This is a genomic window from Prosthecochloris sp. (genome assembly GCA_015482705.2).
Taxonomy (GTDB): domain Bacteria; phylum Bacteroidota; class Chlorobiia; order Chlorobiales; family Chlorobiaceae; genus Prosthecochloris.
The window spans coordinates 1-22,312 of the sequence record JADMLA020000033.1 but is presented as its reverse complement, the minus strand read 5'-3'; the positions used below and the strand labels follow the sequence as shown (position 1 = coordinate 22,312).

Sequence of the window (22,312 nt, the reverse complement as noted above, 5' to 3'; positions counted from 1 at the left end):
CCGTTTTATATCTTTTCGAACGGTGTTCTCCAGCGGAAGGAGAACACCATCTGTTTTGTGCCGTATGCAACGCAGGAAGAAGTGACGGTTGAATCAGATCCTTCGCTCTACCTTGAGCCAGATGAACAGGAGATCTATGGGCTCAACCCGTTTGATGATACGCTGCTCAATACTGGCGGGAGGAGAGTGATTCCTGTAAATAACATCGATTCGTTTTTCGTTTTCGGGGAGGTGAATTTCAATTCGAAGTTCCTGAACTTCCTGACAAGGAACCGTATCCCAATGCATCTGTTCAATTATTACGGGTTTTATTCCGGTTCGTACTATCCACGTGAGCATTTGTTGTCAGGATATGTAATCGTGCATCAGGTCAAGCACTACAGTGCAAAGAAAAAACGGATGGAGCTTGCCCGTGAGTTTATAGGAGCAGCGGCAGGGAACATAGTGCGGAACCTGAAATACTACACAGCAGATTCACGGCAGGGTGCTCTGGGGCCTGAGAGCCTTGAATTACTTTTTCATACCATAACACAAATCGAATCACTTTTGGCCGGTATCGTGAAGGTTTCGGATGTTCCCGAACTGATGGGTATCGAGGGGAATATTCGTAAGGTGTACTATCAGGTATGGCAGCATCTGCTTCGCTCGGCTGATCCAGCATTTTCATTTTCGGAACGGGTCAAGCGTCCGCCGGATAATGCAGTCAACGCGCTCGTATCGTTCGGCAATAGCTTGATGTATTCAGCTTGCCTCACGGAAATTTACCGGACACAACTCAATCCCACAGTATCCTTTCTTCACGAGCCTTCGGAACGCCGGTTTTCGCTCGCCCTTGATTTGGCTGAAATCTTCAAACCAATGTTTATTGACCGAATGATTTTCAAGCTGGTCAACACCAGGGAGATTAAGGCCAAACATTTTACAACTGCGTTGAATTTCTGTCACTTGAACGATGCAGGACGAAAAATTGTGGCCAAAGAATTTGAGGAGAGGATGCGTACAACCATAAAACATAGGGGACTTGGAAGGAATGTTTCGTACCGTAGGCTCATTCGTTTGGAGTGCTACAAACTTATTAAACACCTTATCGGTGAAGAATCTTACCGTGCATTCCGAAGCTGGTGGTAGGACAACTGCTGATTCCCTCAAGAAAAATGATAATCCATAATCAAAAATCATAATTCTTAGCAAAGATGTACTACATAGCGGTTTATGATGTCGGGGAAAAAAGGGTCGGTAAAATGCTGAAGATCTTTCGCAAATATATGCATCATATCCAGAACTCCGTTTTTGAAGGTGAGATGACTCCTGCGTCATATCAGAAACTGAAATATGAGGCAGGGAGGTTCTGCAATGAAGAAGCAGACTCTATCATTTTTTTTGAGTTGAACGGCAAGTATATGAACAAAGAAATCATAGGTACGGAAAAAAGGCCGGCTTCCAATTTTCTTTGATACGATATGCTCTATCCAAAGGTCAACGGGACAAAAATCAGTTACTATTTTATTTGTCATCGAAAGCTGTGGCTTTTTGATCGGCAACTACAATTTGAAAGCGATTTCAGTGCTGTGGAAGAAGGCAAGTTTATCAGTGAGACCACGTATCCTGAGGAACGGCATGAAATTCAGTTAAGCGATGGAGCAGTACTTGATTTCTATGACAAGCGGCACAAAGTGGTGCATGAGGTGAAAAAATCCGACAAGATGGAGGATGCCCATATCTGGCAACTGAAATATTATTTATTTTACCTGAAGAGTTCTGGAGTTACTTCAGTTACCGGCCGACTTGATTATCCAAAACTCAAGAAAACCCTTGATATCGAGTTGTCGAAAGATGACGAACACAAAATTCAAGAAATTTTCGACGATATGACAGCTATTATTAATCGGGTAAACGTCCCTGAGAGGATTAACAAGAAATTCTGCAAAATGTGCGCATATTATGAATTTTGTTGGGCTTAGCATATATATGCGTTGATCAGTATGTCGTCAGGCAGTCTCGATATGCCTATTTGAAATCAGAAATGCTCCTGAAAAAACCAGCCTTGGTTTTCTATCTTCCCTGAAAATAATAAATTAAAAATGTCGTCGAGGTTCCGGGTTTTTCCGGCTATTGCAGCCTGACGACAAAATTAGGCGATTTAACGAGATGAGACTCAATAAAATCGCCATTCTTCAGCCGAATATATGACGGCTTATAATTGCACCAACGTGGAATTGAAACTGAAAACCATCTGATCGAACTCAAACGCCAGTGCAACCTTATAATTGCACCAACGTGGAATTGAAACTCGGTGCACGAATAAAAAACGATCCGGCATGCGCTCCACTTATAATTGCACCAACGTGGAATTGAAACTTTCTAATTCTGTATCCGTGTCAACATCTTTGAGCTTCCTTATAATTGCACCAACGTGGAATTGAAACATATTTGCTGAAGAATCGACGTTGCTCTCAATTCTTCTTATAATTGCACCAACGTGGAATTGAAACTAACTCAATCCCTTGCTCTTTCAACCCAGACTTTCTGCTTATAATTGCACCAACGTGGAATTGAAACTGGGAATTATCGATAATGACGAAATCGAAGATATTGCCCTTATAATTGCACCAACGTGGAATTGAAACTCCGTATTTTGATGGCCCCCAAAAGCTCGGTTTTTACTTATAATTGCACCAACGTGGAATTGAAACAAACTCTTGATGAACTGTGAGAAGGTGGAAGCAATGTCTTATAATTGCACCAACGTGGAATTGAAACCAAAAAAAGCAGCGGAAAAACAAGAAAAGTTGCTTGACTTATAATTGCACCAACGTGGAATTGAAACTTCAGCAATACCTTTGACATAATGTCATTGCTAATTTCTTATAATTGCACCAACGTGGAATTGAAACTCGCAAAACAGCTGATTATACGCGATACAGATTACTTATAATTGCACCAACGTGGAATTGAAACGGCTTTGAGAGTAGACTTGCACTGATCGAGGCTCATGCTTATAATTGCACCAACGTGGAATTGAAACCTATAACGTGGACTGCATGGATTTTATGCGTGATGCTTATAATTGCACCAACGTGGAATTGAAACAAGCGCAACTGACTTATACGCTGACGCGTGCAGTTACTTATAATTGCACCAACGTGGAATTGAAACGTACACTTATGACTCTTGTTTTGTCAATGCTTGGTGTCGGGCTTATAATTGCACCAACGTGGAATTGAAACGCTTTTTACCGACCTAAATACGATCGGGTATTCACTCTTATAATTGCACCAACGTGGAATTGAAACATCGCCTTGCTGTACCTGACAAGAGCCTCCCTGCTTTTCTTATAATTGCACCAACGTGGAATTGAAACTTTTGCGTCCCATTCCCGCAGCCGGGGGCTTACGCTTCTTATAATTGCACCAACGTGGAATTGAAACGCTGCTTGCGCCTGATCCCCTACACCCTGCAAAGCCCTCTTATAATTGCACCAACGTGGAATTGAAACCTCGACACGATCGTACTCTCCTCCTGCACCAAATGCAACTTATAATTGCACCAACGTGGAATTGAAACATAATTGATTTTACAATCCCTGACATTGTTTTTGTATCTTATAATTGCACCAACGTGGAATTGAAACTGATCGTTATCGTTTGTTACCAGCCTGATCCAAATTGCTTATAATTGCACCAACGTGGAATTGAAACGCCGTGATTCTCATTCGCATTCGATGGAGCGTTATTCACTTATAATTGCACCAACGTGGAATTGAAACCGTCATGTCTCTCGCTGAAGGTGAGGCCGAACAGCGCTTATAATTGCACCAACGTGGAATTGAAACGCATATCTCTGTACGGAGAGCTATCTATTCGATCTCGACTTATAATTGCACCAACGTGGAATTGAAACGAGGAGTCGCTGTTTGTGCGGACGGTCGAGACATCGGTCTTATAATTGCACCAACGTGGAATTGAAACAGAGGCACGGTTTCTGAGGCAAAAGAGAGAAAGCAGACTTATAATTGCACCAACGTGGAATTGAAACCTTTTGTTGACCTGAACGGCTGCAAAAATCGTGTTACGCTTATAATTGCACCAACGTGGAATTGAAACGGCGGTTGGTCGCTGCAGTCAGCGAAGAGATATGAATCTTATAATTGCGCCAACGTGGAATTGAAACTATTTCTAATTCCATTATTTTGTTTATTAGTTTTTGGCTTATAATTTCACCAACGTGGAATTGAAACTCTTTTCACTCATCCTGCAGCCCTCCTGTTGTTTATCTTATAATTGCACCAACGTGGAATTGAAACGATCGATTGACGAGGGAAATCTCGACCAGGCTGAACTTATAATTGCATTAATATGGACCTACAGTATAATTGAGGGCTTATGTAGGACGGGACGAGCTCCCGATCAAACATGGAAAGGGTTCCCTAAACACCCGCTCGTTTTTCGTTGCCGTAACTACAGTCTCTTCCATCTCCATCCAGGGAATATCCTCGGTATTCTGTGTAACAGCCGGAAGAGGAGAATGCGGTGACCACAATGCCAATAACGTGGAATGCCTGCCTGTTTATTTGGATCGATACTATGTAAAGAAAGAGGATGGGGGTACAATTATTTTCCAGCACAAGTGCGAATATTGTATTGCTGCATTCTTCCTGATACAACCGGGATAGTAAATAACTTCTTGTGAAATTCCAGTCACTGTCATTTATTCATGGTTTAACAGCAAGAACAAAACCGGGACAAACACATGGATATCACAGGAACCATAATAGAGGTACTCCTGCCGAAAACAGGTGAAGGCAAGAACGGAAAGTGGAAAAAACAGGAAGTGATCCTGGAAACGGATGAGCAGTATCCGAAAAAAATCTGCTTTTCTTTCTGGGGGGACAAGGCTGAAAATCCGCTTTTCCGCAAGGGTGCCGCTGTCAAAATCTCCTTCGATCTTGAAAGCAGAGCGTTTAACGGACGGTGGTACACGGATGCGAAGGGTTGGAGAGTAGAGCAGGCAGGAGGGGCTGCTCCCCAGGCATCCGATGAGGAATCGGTGTACTACGACCAAACAAATACTCCCGAAGGTACCGATGATCTACCATTTTAAATAACACACTTTACATTGTGGACAAGCGCTCCCTGAGCACTGCTCTTATCTCGGAGGTTATCGCTCCATTTGCACTCAAAGTCCCTGATGGTTTCAGCCGACTCTGGTTTTCTTGTCATGGTTGTCGGTTATAGATCTGCGTTTTGCTTCCTTCGTTACGCGGAGCCCCATTTCCATAACCGCCACCGGTGCACTATTTGATCCGTATCGGCTATCGTAGGGACTTCGATTGCAGGTGGGCTGGCATGTGCGTACAGCGAAAGTCACTTTTCCGCGGCGCGTTGCAGGCGGTCGCGGATTGCTCTGCCGATGCCTTTTTCCGGCGGCATTTCACAGTAGATGGTTGCTATGTGTTCGCGGTCGCATTCGCGGAAGAAGCTGAAAAGTTTTTGGGCGTATTCTTCTGGAGTTTTGCAGAGGGCGATTTTAGAGGCTTTTTCCGGTGGTGAAGACAAGCCTATCCAGGCGCTGTTCGTGCTTCCGGCACAATCGGGGTAGCCGCTGCCGCAAAGTTCGATCTGTGCCGAAGGGGAGTAGTGCGGATATTTCAGGCCGGGGCTTTTGGGCTGCTCGTGTGTTTCTACCGGAGCTGCTGGAAGTGTTTCGGGAACATATTTTCTGAGGGATTCCAGGCTGACAGCTCCGGATCTCAGCAGCCGGGGAGGGTTTTCGGAGCAATCGACAATCGTTGATTCAAGTCCTATAGTGCTTTGCGGACCTTTGAGGACACAGCGGACTTTGCCTTTCAGGTCATCGTAGACCGCTTGCCAGTCGGTCGAGCTCGGACGGCCGGAAATGTTTGCCGATGGAGCGGCTACCGGATGATTGCATCGTTTCAGAAATTCACTCGCGACAGGATGTGCAGGGCAGCGGATCCCGACGGTTGACAACCCTCCTGTAACAAGATTCGACACGGTGATATTCTTTTTGAGTATCAGTGTCAGAGGGCCCGGAAAAAAATGTTGAATGAATTGCTCGGCTGTTGGCGGAATTTCCGATGCGATGTTCTGTATTTGTTCGGGAGCGTGGATATGCACGATCAGCGGATTATCCCCCGGCCTGCCCTTTGCGGTAAAAATGCTTTCAAGAGCTTTTTCATTGGTTATGTCACCACCGAGGCCATAGACGGTCTCTGTTGGAAAAGCAACCACTTCTCCGCGGTTGAGCCATCTTGCTGCAACGTCAACTGATTCGGTCACTATTGTCTGCATAGGAGTGAACAGGGTTCAGGGGCAGGTTTCGAGCAATGGCATCGCGTCGGGTAAAACAAGAAGGTAGTACAGGTAGCAGACGAGTGCGCCTGCCAGAGGTATGGTAAGGTTGTCGTCAACCTTATAGTCGTTTATCCGAAGTGACAGCGCTTCTACCACTGTTGCTGCCAAGGCAGTGATAATTCCGGCGATCAGATCGAGTTTCGGAACGATGAGTACGATCAGAAGTGACGATACGAAAAAGGCCATACTTCCCTCGAGACTTTTTTCCCCTATCCGATGCTTTCCGAATTTTCTGCCGACAAGAGCGGCCATGGTATCCGAAATGGCAACCATTGAAAAACAGGTGATGGCTATGATTTTCGGGAAAAAAAGCACCATCAACAGAGCGGAAAGTGTGATGTACGTCGCTCCATTGAGCTGTAAGGGCTCTTTTTCAAGCTCATGTTCACGGAGCATCGGATCGAAGGTACAGTGATACCATCGGGATAGTGACGGGACAAAGTTTTTCAGGAGATCGACCAGAAAAAAGCCCAAAAAAAGAGGGGTGAGGAGTACAAGCGCCAGTTCCTTTGTGATAGTGCAGTATATGATGGCAATGGAAACTGAAGAAAGGTGTATGAGCTTACGTGCAACTTCGAATTTGAAATTACAATCGATGCTCTCAGGTTGCCGCATGCTGTTGTTCTTTTCAGCGGTTTTCAGAAAAGGGTTGTCCCGGTTTCGCGGGTACGGGGGTAAAGATACGCAACTCTATGTAACCAATATACATTTCTCTGAAAAAACCGTGTAACGTTCCTCTCTGAAAAGCGTATCCGATCAGATGTGAATATTCTTCAGTAAAAAATACCTTTTTGTCTCTTTGGAGGATATGAAGCAAAAAAAAGGCGCTGTTATGGCGCTTGTTTGAATGTCGAGAAATTTCTATAATCATGGGGTAATGTGGCACATCAGCTGCATTATTTTATTAAACGGTAACACAATATTAACGGAGAAGTAAAAATGAAGCATTTTAAAATGCTGTTGGTTGCTTTTGTTGCGCTGGCTTTTTCAGCTGGTAATGTTTTTGCAAGTGAAACCCCGAATGCGGATAAGATCGGTCTGGGTTACCAGGGCATTTTTGGCGGTGATGTTCTACAAGGACTAAGCGCACGCTATTGGATTGGTGATGAGATTGCTGTCGAAGGTAACTTCTTTTATGGAGATGCTTCGCTTGAGGTTGATGATGTAGATGAGTTTGATGGTTCACTGTATCTTTTCACTGGTAAATTTATATATGCACCAGTAGTAAAAAGCAACAGCCGTTTTTATGTTGGTCTTGAAGGCGGTCTCGGCGGTGTAGATCTCGAGTCCGATGGTGACGACATTGTAGATGACGTCGATGTTTATGTAATTAATCCTCTGATTGGTGCCGAGCATTACTTCAGTGAGTTTTCCGAGCTTGGTTTCAACTGGGAAGTAGGGTACAAGTTTCACATGATCAATGCCGATTTTGACGGTGGTGATGATGATGATCTCGAGCTCGATCTGAATGGTATCAGTGTCGCTCTTGGTGCACACTACTACTTTTAGTCGATGAAGTCAACCATATTTTTTTCTCGAGGCCCGGAATTTTTTCGGGCCTTTTTTTGTCCTCCATAAATGGCGTATCTTGAGGGCGCCATGAAAACTCCGTTCAGGGTATAGTTCAGGGTATACAGAAGGCACTCTTACGTATTTTTCCAACTTGTTAGCATGTTTGTTTCTCAATGCCTACGCGAAAAAGAAAAGTTGCGGCAATCGACCTCGGCACCAACTCTTTTCACATGGTGATTGTCGAGGAAAGTGAAGGTAAAGGTATCGTAGAAATCGACCGGGTCAAGGAGATGATTTGCATTGGCCGCGGTAGTATTTCCACGAAAATGCTCGATGAGAAAGCGATGGAGGCGGGTGTCACGACGCTGAAGCATTTCCTGGTACTTGCATCACAGCATGGGGTTGAGCCGGAAAGCATCATTGCGTTTGCCACAAGCGCGATCCGTGAAGCAAAAAACAAGGACGTTTTTTTACAGAGAGTACGAGAGGAGACCGGTCTCAAGATAAAAGTGGTATCAGGTCTCGAAGAAGCCCAGTTCATTTATTATGGAGTCCGGCGTGCTGTGAAGCTCTCGGAGGAACCGGAGCTTATTTTCGATATCGGTGGTGGTTCGGTTGAGTTTATCATCGCCGATCATCAAAAGATTTTTCTTCTCGAGAGTCGAAAAGTCGGGGTTGCCCGTATGCTCGAGCGTTTCATCACAACGGACCCTGTATCGAACCATGAACTCAGTCTGCTCGAGCAGTTCTTCGCTGCCGAGCTGTTCACTTCCGCTGAAAAATCAAGAGAGCTGAATATCAAAAGGGCAATCGCCTCTTCCGGAACCGCACAGAACATTGCCAGGATGGTCCGGTCTGCGGTGGGGCGTGACGATGAGGTGACGCTCAATCAGAGCTCGTTTACGCGAAAAGAGTTTCAGAAATTCTACAAGTCGGTTCTCGCGATGAATGCTTCGCAGCGAAAAAAACTTACCGGACTCGATGAAAAAAGGGTTGATTTGATTGTTCCCGGCCTGGTACTGATGAATGTGATATTTTCTCTTTTCAAACTCAAAGAGGTGGCTATTTCAGACTCGGCCCTGCGTGAAGGCATGGTGGTTCACTATCTGAAGAATAGCTGGTCGGGTGGAGAAGAGCGGCGTCTGGAACTCAATATCCGCCGTCAAAGTGTTATCGAGCTCGGATATCGCTGTGACTGGAATAAACACCATTCCGAACAGATCGCTTCTTTGTGTCTGCAAATGTTCGACTGTTTGCAACCGCTGCATGAGCTGGGCAACCATGAGCGTGAACTGCTCGAGTATGCGGCATTGCTGCATAATATCGGTACCTTCATTTCCATTTCTTCACATCACAAGCACAGCCAATACATCATTCTTAACGGTGAACTTCGCGGATTTTCACCTTCAGAAGTCAATATCATGGCCGACGTCGCCAGGTATCACAGAAAGTCCCCACCTTCGACAAAACATGAGGCGTACAGCCTGCTCAAACCCAGACAGCGAAGGGTTGTAGATGTTCTCTCGGGTATTTTACGCATCGCGAACGGACTCGACCGTGGTCATCGCCAGAATATCGTCTCCATCGAAGCCGACATCATGGCCAGCAGTGTTACCATCGGTTTGAATGCGATATACAACCCCGATATTGAAATCTGGGCTGCCGGAAGAATGAAAGCCTGGCTTGAAACCGTTCTTGAAAGATCGATTCGTTTTGAAGCACGGAATGTTCAAGAGCGATAACCCGAACGCTACAACGCTTATCGGCAAAACTCATACGGTTTTGTTGGGCGGTTCTTTTCTCAAAGACCGTGCCGGGAGTTCACTTCTGTTTGCTGATCCGGTAGAGTGGCTGGAACTCAGGTCTTTCAAGGATATGTTCTCTTTTTTCGTAGAACTCGACGAACGTCTTGCAAAAGGGTTTTGTCTTGCGGGATATATCGGTTATGAAGCGGGTTACGGCTTCGAGCCAGGCTCTTTCAGTTCTTTCCATACCCGCAGTGGTGATCTGCCTCTGGCCTGGTTCGGGGTTTATGACACTTCGCGATTGCTGAACAAGGATGAAACCGGACACATGCTTTCAGGGGACTGCCGTTACAGTGAACCGGTTTTCGATCTGACAAAGGAAGAGTATGCCGAAAAGATCGATCGCATAAAGCGACATATTGGGGCCGGGGATGTTTATCAGATTAATTTCACCGGGAGATATCGTTTTGAATTTTCAGGAAGTGCTCCCGGTCTTTTACGGGACCTTTCAGGAAGACAGCCTGACGTGTATTCTGCATTTCTTAACCTTGGAAGCCATCACATTCTCTCGTTATCGCCGGAACTTTTTTTCAGATGTGAGGGGAGCTGTATCGAAACCAGGCCGATGAAAGGAACCTCGATGAGAGGTGGAAATGAGGAAGAGGACCGGTTGAGACGCGGCTGGCTGCAGTCGGATGAGAAAAACAGGGCGGAAAACCTCATGATCGTAGACCTATTGCGCAATGACCTGGGTAGAATCTGCAAATCCGGTTCGGTTGACGCACCGGAACTTTTCGTGACAGAAACTTATCCTACGCTTCATCAGATGGTTTCTTCTGTTCGGGGAGAGTTACTCGATGACTGCTCGCTTTATGACCTGTTCCACGCTGTTTTTCCCTGTGGTTCGGTAACGGGTGCGCCGAAGATCAGAGCGATGCAGTTGATACAGGAGCTCGAACGTTCTCCGAGAGGAATCTATACCGGCGCAATTGGTTACATTCTTCCCGACAGGTCGATGTGCTTCAATGTTGCGATTCGAACGCTGACGCTCCATGGCAAAGTGGGAGAGTACGGGGCAGGAGGGGGTATTGTCTGGGATTCGAAGTCGGACGAAGAATTTGCAGAGTGCCGCTTGAAAGCGAGGATTCTCGATCCGGAACCTGAACGGAACTTCGGAATTTTCGAGAGTATTCTTTTCAACGGCTCCTATGTCTGGTTGGAGGAACACCTTTCTCGTTTACAGCAATCGGCTTTCGGGCTCGGTTTTTCCTTCGATAGAGGCACGTGTCGGGAGGAGCTCGAACGTCTTGCTGAAAAGGAGCTTGTCGGAAAGGGACGGTACAAGGTCCGGCTCGAACTGTTGAATGATGGGAGCGTCGATATTGCTTTCGATGAAATTGCTCTTCGGCATGCACATGATCCGGCCAGGGTCTGCAGGTCGTCAGCCGTTATTCGTTCGGACAATCCTCTCAGAGGCCATAAAACCACAGAGCGCATGCTCTACGATGAGCTGCTGAGGAAAGCGGTATCCGGGGGATTTGACGAGGTTGTTTTCTGCAACGAACGAGGAGAGGTTACCGAGGGGGCGATCAGTAACATCATCATTGCCAAAAACGGTCTGTACTACACTCCTCGTCTTTCTTCAGGGCTTCTCAACGGCATTTACCGGCAATATTTTCTCGCTACCCGGAACGATGTGAAAGAAACGGTTCTCTTTATGGAAGATATCCAGGCTGCCGATCTTTTATTTGTCTGCAATTCAGTCAGGGGGTTGAGGCGGGCTGTGCTCTGTGACGATGTGCTGTGAACAGACCGTGACTTGGTATGGATGCCGCTTCGTGAAATCAGGGTGACTCTTTGGCCGGGCGACACCCATACTGTATGCAGTTCTTAAATCAACTCTATTTTGGTGTCGACAGCATACACCCACTCTCCTTCAGGCCTGCTGCGATGACCCGTCCATAGTTCGAGTGTTGTTCCTTTTGATGAATCTACCTGTGAGGTAAAGATTTCAACCTGATAGTACAGTTCATCGAACAACTCTTCCCAGGCGTTTTCGCTGTCACTGAACGATCCTGCAGGAACAAGAGACCCTTCGCTTGCCTGAAAATAGTCTGTAATTGCAATAAAGCTGTCAGGCATCAGGAAGCCTCCCCGGTATGTGCCTCTCGGCCGCTTGACACCGGGAACTTCAACCCAGAATTCCAGTAATGAATCGGCTGTTAACTGCCGGTCTTCAGCCAGGCGGGCAAGAATCCGGCGAACGGTTTCACTTATGAGTTGTTTGTTCGGTGTGGAGAGTTCCTGCAGCTTGAAGTCGGGCGTGTGATCTCGCATGGCATAGCGATTTTAAAGTATTTTTAATCAATGGTTTATTTGAAAATATACTGTTATTCCCTTTCACCATCAACCGTCCTTCCTGCTTATTTGCCTTTCCAAGACATGCCCCGGCATCCATGATGACTTTCAGAAGGGGATGGATCCCCGGGTCGCGCTTCGCTTGCCCGAGGATGACAAAAGAAGGGAGGTCAATACCGGACGTGATGTGGTGTCCATGATGACTTTCAGAAAGAGATGGATCCCCGGGTCGTGCTTCGCTTGCCCGAGGATGACTGGAAGAAATGGTGTCGTGAGCGCTCAGACTGTTTTGTCGGGATAGCTGCAGGCTGCTGTGATCGGGCACTCGGCGCACAAGGGTTTTCTTGCTTTGCATACATATCGTCCGTGCAGCACGAGATAGTGGTGGAACGCTATGACCAGTTCAGGTGGAATGACCGCAACAAGTGCATCTTCGGTATCGCGCGGTTTATCGGTCGTTACCAGTCCGATCCGGTTCGAAACCCTGTGTACATGTGTATCGACAGGCATTACGGGCTGATGGAATGCGTTGCTGAGTACAACGTTGGCTGTTTTTCTGCCGACGCCCGGAAGGTTCTCGAGTTCTTCGCGGGTGGAAGGCGTTTCACCGTTATGTACGTCAACGATCATCCTGCTGGCTTCAAGAATGTTTTTAGCCTTGTTGTTGAAATAATTGATCGACCGAATGATCGTTTTGAGCTGGTCGAGTTCCATGCGGCTCATGCTTTCGGCATCCGGACAGATTTTGAAGAGTTCGGATGTGATGATATTGACCTGTTTGTCCGTGGACTGTGCGCTTAGAATCGTGGCGACCAGAAGCTGAAATGGTGTTGAATGTTTGAGTTCGCTTTTGGGTGACGGGTACTTTGCTCCCAGTGCCTGGTTGATGAACGCTATTTTTTCCTGTTTGGTCATAATGCTATCGGTTCAGAAGTCGATGTTTTCAGTTTGCACAATCCTTCTTTCCGGCAGTATAACCGCGCTCAGCCATCCGAACGAAGGGCTGTCCTTGTAAACACATCCCGTATCTATTGCGATGAGTTTTTCAAGTAAGACCGGTTGGGAAAGAGGAGTGTGACCGCAGACGACGGTTTTTTCCCAGTTATACCGGTTGTTTTCAAGATAGTTTGAGCGCAAGTGAGTTCTCATCCAGCAGTAATCTTCAGGCTTCATGTACCGCAGGTTATCTTTTATGGACATTTCAGGGTCGATGCCTCCATGAGCGAAGAAAAAATGCTCTGTTTCGATGTGGTACCTGCAGGATCTCATGAATGCTATATGCTTTTCAGGTAGATCGAGCCCGTCTTTGCTGTTGTAGGATTCCAGCACGGCTATACCACCGTTTCGCAACCAGAGCGATGACTCATGCGTTTCGAGATAATCGAGAAACATTCGCTCGTGGTTGCCCATAAGGAAGAAACAGTGATACTGTTCGCGTAACTTCAGAAGGCAGTCGATGACTTCTTTAGAATGTTTACCTCGATCGATGTAATCGCCGAGGAAAACCAGTTGATCCGTTTCCTGCAGCTCGAGCTTGTCTATAAGACGCTGCAGGGAATGGATACAGCCGTGAATATCGCCGATCGCGATAATTCGTTTTTTTTCTGTAGGAGAGTCGACCATGAAGGATAAACCGCGGTTTACTGTTTCGTTGCTGATTTTTCTCCTTGCTTCAGCTTGGTGTTTTTTGAATTATCGATGAGTCCCCGGCCGCATTTATTGATTTTACCTGAACTTTTGAGATCGTTGAAAATGGCATCGAGTATACCATTGACAAACTTGCTGCTCTTGTCCGTACTGTTGAATTTTTTCGCGATTTCGATGGCTTCGTTGATAGATACTTTGGGCGGGATATCTTCGAAGTAAAGAAGTTCTGCAAGAGCCATGCGCAGGATGTTTTTATCGATAATCGCTATTCTGCTCATGTCCCAGTTAAAGGTATGTTTCGCTATATAGTTGTCGATTTCCTCCTTGTTCTCTATACAGCATTGCAGCAATTCCTTGAAGAATCTGACTGCCTTGGGGTCCTCGGCAATTTCCGCTGTGATCAGCCAGTCGGAAGCCGTTTCCAGATCTGTTTCTCTCAACTCGAGCGTGTGTAACGCTTGTATGATTTTTTCACGAATCCTTCGGCGGTAGGTTTTCATAAGGGAGGTTTCAAAGAGTTAAAGGGTTAAGATACGATTGACAACCGTTTCGGTGTCACTGAAATCGTCAAAAAGAGCAGCCGGTGAATGTACACTGAGCCTTTCGGCTGAATAGGTGCCTGTCGCCACCGCGATACATTTGGCCTGTATGGCCCTGGCGCATGTGATATCATGCTCGGTATCGCCGATAATGACTACCTCTTCACCCTTGAACTTTTTTCCCGTCTGGATATATGCCCGCTCGACTGCCACGGCAGGGAGATCTTTTCTGTGATAAGCATCGTCGGCGAACGCACCGAATGGAAAAAAATGATTTATAGCCGGCAGAGCGAGTTTATGGCGGCCTGAGCCTTCAAAGTTTCCGGTCAGAAGGCCGAGAGCGATATCGTTTCTTTCGGAAAGTGTTTCTAGAAGCTCTGGAATTCCTGCCATCAGTTCTATGTCTTCCGGGACTAATTGCCTTTGTACAAGGTCAATATAGGTATTTTTAACTATTGTGAACTTTTCTGTTATATGTGAGTCGTTCAGTCCTGCATTTTTAAGGACTTCATAGATGATGACACTATCCATTTTACCGGCGAAGTTATGACTGCGCGCACTTCCTTCAGTGCCGTAGACTGCCATCAGGGCATCGATGAGTATCCTTCGGTTATTGCTGTTTGTGAGCAGCAACGTTCCGTCTATGTCGAACAGAACCAGTTTCTTCAACATTGCCAGCGGAAAATTCTTCTGATTGGGCTCTTCCAAGTTTAACCGGGATCAGCTTTGAGATCCCTTCTTCTTCCATGGTCACTCCATAAAGCGCTTGAGAAGAGGCCATGGTTTTCTTATTGTGCGTAACAATAATAAATTGAGTGTTATTCTCAAATTTTTTGAGAAGTTTAATGAACCGATCGATGTTTGCGTCGTCAAGTGGCGCATCGACTTCATCGAGGATGCAGAAAGGGCTTGGCTTGACCAGATAAATAGCAAAAAGTAACGATAGTGCGGTCAGCGCTTTTTCTCCGCCGCTCAATTGTTCGATCGATAAGGGTTTTTTCCCCCTGGGTTTCGCTACAATCGCTATGTGTGCTTCCAACGGGTCTTCTTCCTCACTGAGCAGAAGGTCGGCTTCATCCGTTTCCTCGAACAGCTCCCGGAATATTCGGATAAAGTTGTTCCTCACCGCTGAGAATGTCTCCTCGAACTTTTTCAGCGCTGTTTTATTGATTTCCTCGATTGTCGCTCGTAATTGCGCTTCCGCACCCAACAGATCCTCTTTTTGTTCTGTGAGGAAGTCGAGGCGCTCTTTCTCTGTATCGTATTCTTCGAGAGCGAGCTCATTGATCGCTCCGAATCGTTCGAGCCGTGATCGCATATCATCGATCTGTTCTCGAGCAAGGTTCCGGTCGAAATTTTCAGGGGCTTGCTGTTCGATATCTTCTATTCGGCAGTTGTAGCGTGTTTCAACCGACGTGACAAGAGCGTCGATGGATTTTTCGAGATCGGTAGCTTTCCGCTGCAGTTCTCCGTGAACCTGCACCTCCACTTCGTGTTTGCGGCGCAAATCTCTGAGGATGTTTCTTCTCTCCTGGTTTTTCAGCTTGCATTCATGGTAGCATGTTTCCATTTCATTCAGCTTCTGCTGCTCTGTTCCCGACAGGACCACCAGGGTTTCAAGTTCCTTTCGGTGTTTTTCGATTGCCTCGGTTGTTGAAGCGAGAGAGGCTTGGGCGTTGGATATTTCTGTCTCCATTTTTTCTTTTTCCCCAAGCAGTGACTTGCGGTTTTGTTCACAGGAGTGTATGCGCAGCCTGAGCTTTTCCAGTTCGAGCAAACTGTCCTTATAGTGATTGTTCAGGCGCTGGATTTCCTGGTTCTTACGGTACAGTGTTTCTTCATGTTTTCCTTGCCCGAGTCGTGCTTCTTCAAGTGTTTCGAGCAGTTGGTGCTGCCGTTGGCGGCTGATTTCCATTTCCGGGAGCAGTTCCTCGAGTTCAGCCGATATTGTTCGCATGCGTTTCCGGGCTTCAGCGACTTCGTTTTCCGTCCGTGTGATATCTTGCTGTCGAGAGGCATGCTCCATATCCATGCGGACAAGTTTTTTTTCCTGATCCCCGAGCTCTTTTTCTCGCGACGTCAGACTGCGCTCTTTTTCGTCGATATGGATTTCATGGAGCCGGCTTTTGAGAGATTCGAGTTTCTCTTCCTCCTGGCTGATTTCGTTACTCAGTTTTCGTTCTTCTCGCAGGAGCTTTTCCCGTTCGGCCTTTTTGCCGAGGCGAAGGCCTTCATTTTCGGAGTTGCTTCCGCCAAACAGAATGCCTCGCCCTCCAATTTTCTCGCCCTCCCTAGTGACGAACGTACAACCGGGGTTTGCGAGAGCAAGCTTTTCTGCAACTTCGAGGTTACGGGTTAGGTAACAGTACTGGGTGAGCAGTGAAACTGCGTGATCCAGATCGGCGGGGACGCTTAGAATGCTTTTGATTTTTTGTGCTCCTTCGATTTCGGGGTAATCTATCGGCTTGGAGCCATCGAGCAGGTCGAGTATGAGAAAGGTTACCTTGCCTTTTCCAGCCTGTGATAATGAGTCAATGCCGGTTTTCGCTTCCTGTAATGATGAGCAGACGCAATAGCTCAGTGAATCTCCGAATAGTGCATAGACGGCTTTCCGGTAGGCATCGTCAAGTTCTATGAGATCGGAAAGACATCCGTAACCGGCCATGCTCGTTTCCTTTTCGAGCCATGCTATTCCCTCGGGCAATCCTTCGTAGTTATCGAGTATGGAGTTTGCGAGAAGTATTCGGTTTTTCAGGTGATCGTGCCGGGAACGTTCGTTCAGAAGGAATTCTTTTTTTGTTTCCAGCTGGTCGTTAAGATCCTTCTGTAGTTGTTTCAGTGAAAGAATCTCGTTTTTTTCGGCGGTAATGACCGTTTTTTGCGTGTCGATGCGTTCGGTAAGCTTTTGTTTTGCCGGGAATGATTCTTCTACGATTTTTCGAAGTCCTTCCTTATGATTTTCGAGGTGGCGTATCGAATTTTGCAAGTGGTCCATTGTCGTTTCCAGCTTTTGCCGGGCAATATGGAGTGAAGAACCTTGTTTTTGGTGTTCCGCGATGCCTTCCCGTATTTTTTCAACCTCCTCTTTTGACTGGGTCAAGGTACTTTGCAGGCTCTCTTGCTCTTTTTTGAGCATGAGCAGTTCGTTTTCTTGTATACGGCAGTCGCTCTCATAAGGTTCGAGTTCCTGGGAAAGCTTTTGTTCCTGTTCTTCGAACGTCCGAGATTGGCGTTGTTTTTCGGCGGTTGATCCGGTGATGCGAACGATGTTGTTCTGCAGGTTTTTTTCCTGTTCCTGCAACTGCAGAATGTGCTTTTCAAGTGAATGAAAAGCTTTGTTTTTCTCGTTCAGTGCTGTCTGCGTTTCTGAAAGCAGGCTCTCCTGTTCAAGCTGTTCGAATTCTGATTTCTGCAACAGACTGTCCTGAGTGGCTATTGTTGCCGTTAACTCCTGGATGATGGATTCCTGAGTGATTATTTCAGTTTCAAGGGGCTGGAGTTTTTCGAGAAATTCATCATAATTGAGCTTGTTCAGGGTCAGGTCCAGATCTTTGAGTGAAGCACTCAACTGATGGTGCTGTTCGGCTTTTTTGACCTGAGATTTCAGGTTCCTGACTTTTTTCGAGACCTCTGCAAGAACGTCGTCCACTCTTTCAAGGTCACGGGTAGTGTTTTCGAGTTGTTTGAATGTCTGTTTGCGACGCTGTTTGTAGCGGGTGATTCCTGCTGCTTCCTCGAAAAGCCGCAACCTTTCATCGCTTCTGTTATTGATGATTTCCTCGATCATTTTCAACTCGATCACGGAGTAGGCATCGCTTCCCATACCGGTATCGGCAAAAAGATCGAGAATATCTTTCAACCTGCAGGGAACCTGATTCAGGAGATAATCACTGTCTCCGCTGCGGTAAACCCTTCGGGTAACGGTGATTTCCGTATATTCTGTCGGCAGGATGTTTCGTGTGTTTTCAATGGTTATGGAGACTTCGGACATGCTCAGAGATTTGAATTTTCTCGAGCCGTTGAAAATGATGTTCTCCATTTTTGTCGAACGCAGGAGAGATGATTTCTGTTCTCCCAGAACCCAGCGGATGGCGTCGACAACATTGGTTTTACCGCAGCCGTTGGGACCGACAATAGCGGTGAGACCTTTGTCAAAAGTGATCTTTACTTTGTGCGCAAAGCTTTTGAAACCAAAGAGCTCGATTTTGGAAAGATACATTTGCCCGTGTTGAGTTGACCGTGATGAAGGAGACAATCGGCATAATCAGTCGTTCCCAACAATGTGGGGGCTTTTGCCGAAAACATTCTTCCACCTTCATGTGTGAAGAAAGTTAAGAAAAATTATATGATTGCACTGAATGTCCAGGAGAGCCTGGGCGCTTAGGTTTCCCCCCGTTAACCGATGAAGTGACTGCAAGAGTCTGTACTGCTTCTTCGATGTCGTGCACTCTGAGGATATTGGCACCGTTGATCAGGGCTATCGTGTTGGCCGCTATGGTTGCCGTCAGCCTCTTGTCAGGAGATGGAACAGCCTGATCGGGGTGTTTCTGCAGTGCCTTGCCGAGAAAGGATTTTCTGGAAAGTCCGGCAAGCAATGGACGTTTCAGTGTATGAAAATCATGAAGGCGTCGGAGCAAGGTATAATTTTCGAATACACTTTTGCCGAACCCGAACCCTGGGTCGACGATAATGTTGCATACTCCCTGTTGTTCCGCATGTTGTATGCGGTCGAGCAGACTATGCGTTACACGATTCAGGATATCTGTTCCTGCAGCTCGTGTCTGATGGCTCCATTTCATGTTCGCGGGGTCACCGGATGTATGCATCAGGATTGCCGCAGCGTGAAAATGGCTGCATACCTGGGCGATATCCGGATCGAAACTGAAGCCGGAAATGTCGTTGATTAGCTGTGCTCCTGCAAGAAGCGCTTGTTCAGCGACAGTGGCTTTGTAGGTATCTACCGAGATCAGAATGTCCGACTGTCTTCTCAGTTCACGAATCACCGGAAGGATTCTGCGAAGCTCTTCTTCAGCGTCAACTTTCAGAGCACCGGGCTTTGTGGATTCACCACCGATATCGATGATATCGGCTCCTTCTTCTATCATTTTCAGCCCCTTTTCGACGGCACGGTCGACATCGATCGTTCTGGATCCTGTCGAGAGTGACCCTCCGTCGAAGAAAGAGTCGGGTGTACTGTTGAGAATACCCATAATTTTTGCCTGCCCCGTAAGGTCGAGTTCCCGGTCACGGCACTGCAGTCGGTAATTAGTGTGTTTCATACGCTCGATACATGCAATGTTGTTGTCTTCGTGGTCTCTCCGGTTTCCGGTCCCACTCTTTTTGTTACGTGAAGTATCCATGGGCACGTTACCTTTGGTGAATTTGTGGCGCAAGTCCGGGGAAGACAAAATGGAAACAGAACCTAAAATAACCGAAAAACCAAAAATCGTACGGCAAGTTGTATCGTATTGTTCAAAAAAGTCATGGCGTTCGGTGGAATATCTGTTCGGAGTATACCGGGATGCGGTGTCCAACTCCACCGGAGTCATGCCGCACGTGATGCGGCATCCATGGAGACTCACAGAAGAAGATGGATCCCCGGGTCGCGCTTCGCTTGTCAGAGGACGACGAAGACAGGGATTTCATGCCGCGTTTTACGTTATTCCAAAGGGGACAGGGGTAAAGCACAAGAAGAAAATAATAATGGCGATCCAGCCGGTAATCGTTCTTCCGGTAGACAGTTTGTGATCCGTCATTGTAGGAGGGTGACCGGTGCCAAGAACCCTGGCCAGGATAAACGACCACAAGATCCAGCCAGGCCATGACCAGGTTATGACGGATTCAGGGATAAACGACGCTGTGCCGGGAGAAGCAAGTTCGAAAAGCAGCAGGCCAAGCGACGGTAATCCAAGCCCAGTGATAATGAGTAAAAACGCCAGAGCGCTTATTCTATGGATTTTTTTGCCGAACATTGCATACATGATATGCCCGCCATCGAGCTGACCGACAGGGAGAAGATTCAGGGCTGTAACGAAACAGCCCAGCCAGCCAGCGAAAAGATATGGATAGTGGTACATCTCTGTCATAGGAGGGCTGTATGCAGTGCCAAGCGTTTTTTCAAGCAGGAGATACAGCAGGTTCTTTCCAAGAAAAAGGGTGTTTTCAGGGGGTGGAGAAGGAATGCCGCCCAAAGCCTTGTATTCGGGGTGAATGGAATAGATATAATCGATCGGAGGGAGATGTGTAAAACCGTAAACAAGCAGACCGAGAGCAACGACGAAACCGGAGAGTGGACCTGAAATACCGGTATCGAACAATGCTCTCGTGTTGGGAATTCTGTCTTTGATGCGAATGACGGCACCCAGAGTACCAAGGCTCAAAAGAAACGGAAGAGGAGGAACCGGGATGAAGTATGGTAGCGTGGCCCGTATACGGTGGTGCAAAGCGGCAAAAAAATGACCGAATTCGTGTGTTCCGAGGAAAGCCAGGAGTGAAAGACCATATGGGATGCCGTAGCGAAGATCCTGCAGAAATACAGTAACGCTTTCGAGTCTTGCAGGGTGTCCTGTCCAGAAGGCACCTGCCCAGAGCGTTGTAAAAAGGGTCGCGATGAGCAAGCCTGCATGCAGCATGTAATTCTGTTCTGCGAGTATACGTCTCCGCGAGGACAACTGTTGTCCCATGTCTGAATGTGCTATTGTTCGGAAAAACTGATGTTAAGTATACGTTTTTTGCAGGAAATACATGGTGCAGGGATGAAGGGATTCGACCGGCGGTAATAAAAGGAGAAAAGATTTTATTGTCGCTGTGGGGGGGCGTCAGTTATCTGGCATGCCTTTGTTATGGTGATTTCAGGCTCACCATTGTAGAGTTTCAAAGGTCCATTGACGTAAGCATAGTTCGTACCGCCTTTTTCGACTGTCGAGCCGTCATAGCCGGTAGTGAGGTAGCGGTGCTCGAGTAGCCGAAGAATTTTCTGTCCTTCCCAACTGTACATGCCGGGTATGAAAAGCTTGAACGGTTGTTTACCGGATCCGGAGGTTACAATCGCTTTTTCGGAATCGAGCAGTGTCATCTGACGGAGTTCGGTAAAAATAGTCGTGTTTTCTTCTTGCTCTGCTTTGCGGCAGATCTCCTCATAATCGATTCTCGAATTGAGGATCTTGCTCTGCGGGTCTTGAGTCTGGTATGCCCTGAATGTTTCGATAACTCTCGCACGAAGGTGCCACCAGGGAAGCAGCCTTTCGTATCGGCGAAACCGTTCTCCGTTGAATACCCGGTAGCTCCAGATCCCTCTGCTTTCTGCCTGGGCCAGAGCTTCTGCCCTGATGTAGGTGAAATGTCTTTCAGCTGGCTGTGCGTAGCCGTACTTCGACATATACGGACTCCAGCCTTCCCGAATCATGATTTCCTGAAAATCTCGTTTATCATTGAGCTCGACATAGCACAGAAGCCTGCCGTAGTTTCCCCTGTGTTTGTCAATAGCGGTTTCTATCGGGGAGCTGTCCGGAAAGATCAGCGTTATGGAATCACCCTTACTCAGCAAGTCACGTGCTCTTTCCTTTGCCCTGTTTCCAAGGTTGGTAATCGGTTTTCCACCTTTACGGATCTCTTTTTGGGAACGATCACTGTCGTTATAACACTCTTCGGTATCGAGCGCGAGTATTCTAAGGGTTTCTTCCCGGTTATCGGCTTCCGGTAGCGTTACCCTGATCGTGTCACCGTCGGTGACCGTTACCACGACTGCTGCTGTTGTTGTCTGGGCTTGCTCGGGCATATTGGTGAATACCGAAATTGACTCTAATAAAACAAAGTACTCTTCTTTCGAGAGATTGTCGAATAAACGGCGTTACGTTTTCGTTACAGTATTGTTTTTCACGTTCCGAAGTGTGACCCGGGGATCCACAGGCTTCCTATGGATGCCGCACGTGATGCGGCACGGCACCCCTCTTTTCGTCATCCTCGGGCAAGCGGAGCGCGACCCGGGGATCCATGTGCATTCCAGCTTTTCTCTATGGATGCCGGATCAAGTCCGGCATGACTTCCCGCCAACGACCACCTCCATTCCCTGTTTCCAATTACCTGTTACCTACCACCCATCTCCTTTTTCCTTCTCACTTGAAACATCCTCGGGCTC

The 22,312-nt window shown here is 47.0% G+C and carries 19 protein-coding genes and 1 CRISPR repeat array; of the genes, 8 read left to right on the top strand and 11 right to left on the bottom strand.

The features are described 5' to 3' along the window. From cas1b to QZ209_RS07920, 4 genes are all read left to right on the top strand, one after another. Positions 1-1,128, top strand: a 1,128-nt coding sequence (gene cas1b, locus QZ209_RS07935; protein ID WP_294346730.1) for a type I-B CRISPR-associated endonuclease Cas1b, incomplete at its 5' end; no start/stop codon positions are given. A gap of 65 nt (positions 1,129-1,193) precedes the next feature. Continuing rightward, positions 1,194-1,454 carry a CRISPR-associated endonuclease Cas2 gene (gene cas2 / locus QZ209_RS07930; RefSeq protein WP_110024349.1) on the top strand — a complete coding sequence of 87 codons (261 nt, stop codon included), beginning with the start codon at positions 1,194-1,196 and terminating at the stop codon, positions 1,452-1,454. 6 nt (positions 1,455-1,460) lie between these two features. After that, positions 1,461-1,961, top strand: coding sequence for a CRISPR-associated protein Cas4 (gene cas4, locus QZ209_RS07925; RefSeq protein WP_294346726.1), 501 nt, complete (start codon positions 1,461-1,463; stop codon positions 1,959-1,961). 232 nt (positions 1,962-2,193) lie between these two features. Then, positions 2,194-4,303: direct repeats of the CRISPR family, unit length 30 nt; unit sequence CTTATAATTGCACCAACGTGGAATTGAAAC. Between the two features lie 446 nt (positions 4,304-4,749). Further along, on the top strand, positions 4,750-5,100 hold the full coding sequence (locus tag QZ209_RS07920) for a DUF3127 domain-containing protein (protein ID WP_294346724.1): 351 nt from the start codon (positions 4,750-4,752) through the stop codon (positions 5,098-5,100). A 263-nt stretch (positions 5,101-5,363) separates the two neighbouring features. On the opposite strand, the gene QZ209_RS07915 is transcribed toward QZ209_RS07920, so the two are convergent. Beyond that, entirely contained in the window at positions 5,364-6,311 is a 948-nt protein-coding gene (locus QZ209_RS07915; protein WP_294346722.1) for an L-threonylcarbamoyladenylate synthase, read from the bottom strand. Between the two features lie 15 nt (positions 6,312-6,326). Continuing rightward, a complete protein-coding gene (locus QZ209_RS07910) occupies positions 6,327-6,989 on the bottom strand; it encodes a diacylglycerol/polyprenol kinase family protein (protein ID WP_294346720.1) in 663 nt (220 codons plus the stop codon). Between the two features lie 324 nt (positions 6,990-7,313). Between QZ209_RS07910 and QZ209_RS07905 the strand changes: the two genes are divergently transcribed. The 3 genes from QZ209_RS07905 to pabB all read left to right on the top strand — a co-directional run bounded on the left by QZ209_RS07905 (position 7,314) and on the right by pabB (position 11,438). Beyond that, the gene (locus tag QZ209_RS07905) at positions 7,314-7,883 is read left to right on the top strand and encodes a hypothetical protein (protein ID WP_294346717.1); all 570 of its coding nucleotides are present in this window, start codon (positions 7,314-7,316) and stop codon (positions 7,881-7,883) included. 176 nt (positions 7,884-8,059) lie between these two features. Then, positions 8,060-9,628 carry a Ppx/GppA phosphatase family protein gene (locus QZ209_RS07900; protein ID WP_294346715.1) on the top strand — a complete coding sequence of 523 codons (1,569 nt, stop codon included), beginning with the start codon at positions 8,060-8,062 and terminating at the stop codon, positions 9,626-9,628. Beyond that, complete coding sequence (gene pabB / locus QZ209_RS07895) at positions 9,612-11,438, top strand: aminodeoxychorismate synthase component I (RefSeq protein WP_294346713.1); 1,827 nt, start codon at positions 9,612-9,614, stop codon at positions 11,436-11,438. Before QZ209_RS07900 ends, pabB begins: the two co-directional genes overlap by 17 nt. Before the next feature lie 83 nt (positions 11,439-11,521). Here the strand turns inward: pabB and QZ209_RS07890 are convergent, their stop codons facing one another. From QZ209_RS07890 to QZ209_RS07850, 9 genes are all read right to left on the bottom strand, one after another. Continuing rightward, entirely contained in the window at positions 11,522-11,968 is a 447-nt protein-coding gene (locus tag QZ209_RS07890; RefSeq protein ID WP_294346711.1) for a hypothetical protein, read from the bottom strand. Positions 11,969-12,268: 300 nt separating this feature from the next. Next, positions 12,269-12,904, bottom strand: coding sequence for an endonuclease III (nth, locus tag QZ209_RS07885; protein ID WP_294346710.1), 636 nt, complete (start codon positions 12,902-12,904; stop codon positions 12,269-12,271). Positions 12,905-12,916: 12 nt separating this feature from the next. Continuing rightward, a complete protein-coding gene (locus tag QZ209_RS07880; RefSeq protein WP_294346708.1) occupies positions 12,917-13,612 on the bottom strand; it encodes a metallophosphoesterase family protein in 696 nt (231 codons plus the stop codon). Positions 13,613-13,629: 17 nt separating this feature from the next. After that, positions 13,630-14,136: a transcription antitermination factor NusB gene (gene nusB, locus QZ209_RS07875; protein WP_294346706.1), complete on the bottom strand. Its 507-nt coding sequence runs from the start codon at positions 14,134-14,136 to the stop codon at positions 13,630-13,632. Positions 14,137-14,154: 18 nt separating this feature from the next. Next, positions 14,155-14,847, bottom strand: a complete 693-nt coding sequence (locus QZ209_RS07870; protein WP_294346705.1) for an HAD hydrolase-like protein — start codon at positions 14,845-14,847, stop codon at positions 14,155-14,157. Beyond that, a complete protein-coding gene (gene smc, locus QZ209_RS07865) occupies positions 14,786-18,394 on the bottom strand; it encodes a chromosome segregation protein SMC (RefSeq protein ID WP_294346703.1) in 3,609 nt (1,202 codons plus the stop codon). The genes QZ209_RS07870 and smc overlap by 62 nt, the downstream gene beginning before the upstream one ends. A 112-nt stretch (positions 18,395-18,506) precedes the next feature. Beyond that, positions 18,507-19,535, bottom strand: coding sequence for a dihydropteroate synthase (gene folP / locus QZ209_RS07860; RefSeq protein WP_294346700.1), 1,029 nt, complete (start codon positions 19,533-19,535; stop codon positions 18,507-18,509). A gap of 294 nt (positions 19,536-19,829) precedes the next feature. Then, entirely contained in the window at positions 19,830-20,807 is a 978-nt protein-coding gene (locus tag QZ209_RS07855; protein ID WP_294346698.1) for a site-2 protease family protein, read from the bottom strand. Between the two features lie 164 nt (positions 20,808-20,971). Then, a complete protein-coding gene (locus tag QZ209_RS07850; protein WP_294346697.1) occupies positions 20,972-21,952 on the bottom strand; it encodes a thermonuclease family protein in 981 nt (326 codons plus the stop codon). Positions 21,953-22,106: 154 nt separating this feature from the next. Here QZ209_RS07850 and QZ209_RS07845 point away from each other — a divergent pair. Then, on the top strand, positions 22,107-22,312 hold a 206-nt coding region (locus QZ209_RS07845; protein WP_294346695.1), incomplete at its 3' end, for a hypothetical protein.